Annotated in this window: 5 protein-coding genes and 1 pseudogene; all 6 read left to right on the forward strand. The window is 61.7% G+C overall.

What is annotated here, in order from left to right:
* A pseudogene (locus AC1DX0_RS31540) lies at positions 1–261 on the forward strand (sugar ABC transporter substrate-binding protein); the annotation flags it as partial.
* Between the two features lie 118 nt (positions 262–379).
* Entirely contained in the window at positions 380–1,375 is a 996-nt protein-coding gene (locus AC1DX0_RS31545) for an ABC transporter permease (protein ID WP_477221234.1), read from the forward strand.
* A 13-nt stretch (positions 1,376–1,388) separates the two neighbouring features.
* Positions 1,389–2,159, forward strand: coding sequence for an SDR family oxidoreductase (locus tag AC1DX0_RS31550; protein ID WP_477358343.1), 771 nt, complete (start codon positions 1,389–1,391; stop codon positions 2,157–2,159).
* Positions 2,160–2,321: 162 nt separating this feature from the next.
* The gene (locus AC1DX0_RS31555) at positions 2,322–2,549 is read left to right on the forward strand and encodes a hypothetical protein (protein WP_477221232.1); all 228 of its coding nucleotides are present in this window, start codon (positions 2,322–2,324) and stop codon (positions 2,547–2,549) included.
* Positions 2,550–2,808: 259 nt separating this feature from the next.
* On the forward strand, positions 2,809–4,194 hold the full coding sequence (gene mctS / locus AC1DX0_RS31560) for a two-component system sensor histidine kinase MctS (protein ID WP_477221231.1): 1,386 nt from the start codon (positions 2,809–2,811) through the stop codon (positions 4,192–4,194).
* On the forward strand, positions 4,191–4,560 hold a 370-nt coding region (locus AC1DX0_RS31565; RefSeq protein WP_477358344.1), incomplete at its 3' end, for a response regulator. The genes mctS and AC1DX0_RS31565, both read left to right, overlap by 4 nt.

Genomic DNA, 4,560 nt, shown 5'->3' on the forward strand with positions numbered 1-4,560 from the left:
GGMTGGCTCAATGTCGAAGTCGAGCAGCCGCTCTATGCGCAGGCAGCGGCAGTCGCCATGTTCATGGACAAGGTGGTCAAGAAGCAGGAAATCAAGCCCGGCGAATATGACGTGCTTGGCCTGAAATCTACCGTGACCAAGGAAGCCTGGGGCCCGAACATCAAGATTCCAGGTGCGGCCATCACCAAGGAAAACGTCGACAACCCGGCCTTCTGGGGCAATCAGAAGCCGCCGACGGACACCGTCAAGTCCGTCGAATAGGCACGTCGCCTGAAACGCTCCGGGTCCTCTCGGCCCGGAGCCGATTCTCCGCAATTCCAATCCGCCTGAACTCGACGAAATCGAGACGATTTCGCGGGGGCGCCAACCGGATCAGCCCATGAACCCTCGCACCCGCCATGCCCTGGAGTTCGTTCTCGACAACCTCGTCTGGTTCATGCTGCTGTTCGTGCTCGTGGTCTTCTCCATCTTCGTCCCGAACTATTTCCAGCTCGGCATCTTCGCCAACATCATTGAGGCCTCGAGCGTGCTCGGCGTCATGTCGATCGGCCTGGCGCTGGTCATCATCGCCGGCCACATGGACCTGTCGGTCGAATCGGTGGCGGCGCTCAGCGCCATGGCGGTCGGCATCCTGTTCTGCTCGTCAGGCATCGGTCTTGGCGTCCAATTGCATCCGGAATGGCTGATGGTGCCGGTGTCGCTGCTGCTGGCGCTGGCCGTCGGCGGCCTGATCGGTGCCTTCAACGGCTATCTGGTGGTCAAGGTGAAGATGAGCGCCTTCATCATCACGCTGGCGTCCTACATCTGGGTGCGCGGCCTGGTGCTGGTGATTTCGGGCGGCCGCTCGGCGCAGGATCTGGCACCTGCGATCCGCTGGTTCGGCATCCAGCGGCTGATCGGCCTGCCGCTGACCGCCTGGATCGCCATCGCCTGTTTCGTCGTCTTCTCGCTGATCATGGCCAAGACGCCGTTCGGCCGTCATCTCGTGATGATCGGCGGCAACGAGACGGCGACCTTCCGCGCCGGTATCCGGGTCAACCGCAACCTCATCATCGCTTTCGTGCTTGCCGGCGCCATTGCCGGCCTGGCCGGCTGGCTGCTGGCGATCCGCACCTCGGGTGCCACCGCCAATCTCGGCGTCGGCCTGCTGTTCAACGCCTTTGCCGCGGTCGTCATCGGCGGCGTCAGCCTCAAAGGCGGCGTCGGCACCCTCCCCGGCGTTTATGCCGGTGTGCTGCTGCTCTCGGCCATTAATACGGCGATCAACCTGATGGGCCTGCCGGCCAACTTCACCCAGGTCATCCACGGCCTGCTGGTGTTGGCCGCCGTGCTGCTCGACGCCTTCAAGCAAACCATTCGCCAAAGACTCGCATGACAGGACGGCTCACATGACCGGACGGCTGAACGACAAGGTCGCGCTGATCATCGGCAGCGCAAGCGGCATCGGCAAGGGCACCGCACTGCGCTTCGCTGAAGAAGGTGCCAAGCTGGTGCTCGCCGACACCGAGGTCAAGGCCGGACAAGCGACCGCGGATGAGCTTGGCGCCGCTTTCATCCGCACCGACATCTCCTTGATGGCCGATGCAGAAGCCGCCGTGGCTCTGGCTATGAAACACCACGGCCGGCTCGACATCATCGTGCAGAATGCCGGCATCTACCCCTGGCAGCTGATCGAGAACACCAGCACCGACGACTGGGACCGTGTCATGGCCGTCAACCTGCGYGGCACCTTCAATGCCACCCGYGCGGCACTKGTGCCGATGAAGGCGCAGCGCTACGGGCGCATGCTCTACACCTCTTCCATCACCGGCCCGCATGTCACCAGTCCCGGCCACGGCCATTACGCGGCGACCAAGGCAGGCATCAACGGCTTTATCCGTTCGGCCGCTCTCGAATTCTCCGGCTACGGCATCACCGTCAACGGCGTCGAGCCCGGCAACATCCTGACCGAGGCGATCCAGCAGCATCGCGGCGCGGCCTACATCAAGAACATGGAGGATTCCATCCCGCTCGGCCGGCTCGGCAGCCCACGCGATGTCGCCAACGCCTTCCTGTTCCTCGCCTCSGACGAYGCCAGCTACATCACCGGCACGACSATYGTYGTCGAYGGCGGMCARTTGCTGCCCGARGGCAASGAYTTCCGGMTGSTGCCGCCATAATCCTTGCATCGACGGCATTGGATCGGCCGCCTCCTGACCAGAGGCGATAAGGACAAGCCGTCGCTCGGCGCATCAGCCGCAAGTATTCCCTCAAAAGTTGCATGGAACGGATCCGCCGCCCAAGGGTTGTCTATCAGTGCTAGTCAACCGAGGGGTTTGCGAATGGTCGACGACATCAGAACAAGCCATATCTACCAGCGGGCTCATGCTTTGGCGGAAGGTGGCGTCCACAACTCTCCAGCCGAGATTGTTGCCGAGTTGCTAGCTGAGGGTTACCCGGAAGCAGCCGAGCTGTTGAACACCGAGAACATCCGTGCCGATCTGCGCCGGGTTTGTGACGGAGCCGCCGATGGACAGCGAACCACTCCGTATTGGGACCTTCGCCACTGACACGCCAGCTTGGGTCTTTTTGCTCTGCCCACTGGCTAGATGGTTGAATCGATACCGAAGGCCAATTGCAGGGCCAAGTTTGCACAAACGCGCTCCTGATGAGGGTTGCTCCAATTGCTGACGCGATTCCGCCCTTGCCGCGGCTGGGATGTGCGGACTCGTCGTCCAGACTTGACCCATGACGGCGTTGCCGCCTTATTGGCCGAGCCTTCGTTGTTCACACCTAAGCGAACGACGCGGGACATGGGAGGATCTCCAATTGACGCTGCGGTACCAGATAATCGCGCTCGCGATCGTCCCACTGATGATCGCGATCCTGGCGATCACCACGTTCATCACCTGGCAGTCGGCAAACCTTGCCAAGGACAATATCGACACGTTCGAGCAGAACATGCTGAAAGCCAAGGAAGCGGAAATCCTCAATCTGACCAACCTCGCCCTGTCGGCCATCGATAAACCCTATCGCGATGCCGGCGCCGACGATGCGGCCGCCAAGGAAAAAGTCGCTGATATCCTTACCTCGCTCGACTATGGCGAGGACGGATATTTCTTCGTCTACGACTATGACGGCAACAACATCGTTCACCCGCGCCAAAGTTTCAGGCACGGGCGCAACTGGCTCGACCTGACGGATGCTGACGGCGACAAGGTCATCGCCGAGCTGATCGCCACGGCGAAATCCGGCGGTGGGCTGCATCACTATAAATGGCAGAAACCGTCGACAGGCCGGATCGCGGACAAATTGTCGTTCGTGGTCGGCCTCGACAAGTGGAAATGGGTGGTGGGAACCGGCGTCTATCTCGATGATGTCTATGCCCAAACCGCCGCCGCCAACGCCAGCATGCGCACGAATATAAGGAAGACTTTCGTGATCGTGGCGCTGGTCGCCGTTCCGGCAGTGCTCGTGGTTTTCACGACATGCATGCTTTTGACATTTCACGAACGCCGCATGGCCGATGGCAGGCTCAAGCAGTTGACCCAACGGGTGATCGATACCCAGGAAGAGGAGCGCTCGCGCCTGGCCCGCGAACTGCATGACGGCATTTCGCAGAATCTCGTCGGCGTGCGCTACGCCATGGATCTTGCCGGCAGGAAGGTCCGCAACCATGTCGACGACGCGGCCCTGACCATCGAACGCGGCGTGGAGGCCCTCAACGGCGCGATCAAGGAGATCAGGCGGATGTCGCACGATCTTCGCCCCCGTGTCCTCGACGATCTCGGCTTGACCGCCGCTCTCGAGGCGCTCTGCTACAATTTCGCGGAGCGGACGGGCATAGAGACCGAAATCGAGGCATCGGGCTTTACGGACGGCTTGCAGCCGGCGGCCAGCACAGCTCTCTACCGCGTCGCCCAGGAGGCGTTCAACAATGTCGAACGGCATTCCGGCGCCACCCACCTTGAGGTCAAGCTCTGGAGCGAGGGCGGCCGCGCACGGATGACAATCTCCGACAATGGCACCGGCTTTGACGGCGGCAACGACAGTGCCTCTGGCAAGACCGGCCTTGGACTGCGCAACATGCAGGAGCGCATGGCGCATTTCGGCGGGCTGCTGCTGCTTGACGGCCTGCCGACCGGCACGACGCTGACAGCAATGCTGCCGAAATCTGCCAATATGCCGGCCAGCGAGCGAGCCGTTGCCGCATGAGCGAACGCCGTGTGATCAAGGTTTTGCTGATCGACAACCATCCACTGGTTCTGGATGGCTTGAAAGCGGTGCTCGAGACGTTCGACCATATCGAGGTCGTCGGTACGGCCGGTCTCGCGCATGCCGGCCTGGACATAGGCCGCCTGACCCGGCCGCAGGTCGTGCTGATGGACATCAACATGCCGAAGCTGAGCGGCATAGATGCGATTGAACTGTTCAGACGGGAGCTTGCCGACGCCCGGATCGTGATGCTCTCGATGCATGAGAGCCGCGAGTACATCTCTTCCTCCGTCATGCATGGCGCATCGGGCTACATCCTCAAGGATGTGTCTACGGACGAGATTGTCGCCGCGATCGAGACGGTGC

The organism is Mesorhizobium sp. P3_A9, assembly GCF_056402975.1.

What these genes read in the sequence shown, in the direction of transcription:
- AC1DX0_RS31545 (WP_477221234.1), top strand. Translation starts at nt 380, where the DNA reads ATGAACCCTCGCACCCGCCATGCCCTGGAGTTCGTTCTCGACAACCTC.
- AC1DX0_RS31555 (WP_477221232.1), top strand. Translation starts at nt 2,322, where the DNA reads ATGGTCGACGACATCAGAACAAGCCATATCTACCAGCGGGCTCATGCT.